Source organism: Pedobacter sp. 01N416, from assembly GCF_056399685.1.
In genome coordinates, this window is sequence record NZ_JBFTRT010000878.1 from 1 (window position 1) to 1,280 (window position 1,280).

General features: G+C 36.6%; 2 protein-coding genes. One reads left to right on the forward strand and one right to left on the reverse strand.

The window, feature by feature from the left end:
* Positions 1–589: hypothetical protein (locus AC1DND_RS28070; protein WP_477586165.1), on the forward strand; the 589-nt coding region annotated here is incomplete at its 5' end.
* Positions 590–596: 7 nt separating this feature from the next.
* Here AC1DND_RS28070 and AC1DND_RS28075 read toward each other — a convergent pair.
* The gene (locus AC1DND_RS28075) at positions 597–938 is read right to left on the reverse strand and encodes a hypothetical protein (RefSeq protein WP_477586166.1); all 342 of its coding nucleotides are present in this window, start codon (positions 936–938) and stop codon (positions 597–599) included.
* Positions 939–1,280: the final 342 nt, after the last annotated feature.

A 1,280-nucleotide genomic window follows, 5' to 3' on the forward strand; every position in this document is an offset into this window, starting at 1 on the left:
GTTTGTAACAGCACTTAACTTTGCGGGCGAATTTGAGCTCTTAAGTTTATCGGCCATGAATACAAAGGTTGGGGCAACTAAAAAGGGCGGACTGGTATTTGTACGTAATGGAAAGTTGAAAATGCATCCCGAAGTTTACGATCATTTATCCCTGATATCGATATCTTCTATCTGTGCAGGAAGTGTTTATTTCCATGGTCGTGATAAAATTGCTGCAGAAATTGTAAATCTCCCTTATAAGGATGGCCTTTTAAACTTAGCAGGTGCTGAAGAGGATTATATGGCCTTTAAACGTTTATGCAGCCCTGTTTCACGGTTTTTTTTGTTACAGGCTAAAAAAGTACAATGGTCTGCAATCTTATCTACATTTAGGTTTTTTATGATGGAAGGCATTTGGGATGTGGTTAATTTTGTTGCCCACGCACTGCATCAGGCTGATGCCGATGTACTCGCCTGTGCGCAGCTTTTAGAAAGCATGCAAAAACAAGAATGGTATCCTGGTTTTTGTCAGTTACTACAAGATTTCTACGCCTCTCGTTATCCTTTAACTAAAGCAGATTTAGAATCAGAACTGCCAGAAATGGCCTAAATACTAATTATTTTAGGTAATTTTCTAATAGCGCATTTATTTCATCTCCAATAGCTCTATTGCCCATGTTGTTGAGTTTTTGCTGCGAAGAATTGTGTTTTTCGATATATGTTGCCTCTGTTTTATTGAATTTAAGATAACCCTGCTCAAAATAACGTTCTTCAATTTCGGTAGAAGAATCCATTGATCTGAACCATAATTTAATCAGTGAGCCTGAAATTTTATCAAAGTAAAGCCAGTGGTAGGTCGCTTCTGCATCTGCATTGTCGGGCAGACCAAGACGTTGAATTTCTAGAATAGCAGTATCAGAATTTTGGAAAAAGTATAAAATCTTATATTTAGACGACATGCCGCAAAAATAGGACTTAATTTTTTATCACAAAAAACATTTTTGCTGTTTAGATTTAATATTGTTGACAACCGTGTTGGTCGGGATCTGTGATCTTGACCTTTGCTCTGCGGATTTGTAATCCGCATTTTGATCTATATGYGTTTAAGGATTATAAATCCTTGGTTCTTAAGACGGGATTACAAATCCCGACTAACAATATTAATCTTTTTCTCCGTGTTGGTCAGGACCTGTGATCTTGACCTTTGCAATACGGATTTGTAATCCGCATTTTGATTTTAAGAATTATAAATCTTAAGGTTTTTCAGACGGGATTAAAAATCCCTACTAACAATACTAATG

Coding starts and splice junctions, on each gene's coding strand:
- AC1DND_RS28075 (WP_477586166.1), bottom strand. CDS start 938: ATGTCGTCTAAATATAAGATTTTATACTTTTTCCAAAATTCTGATACT.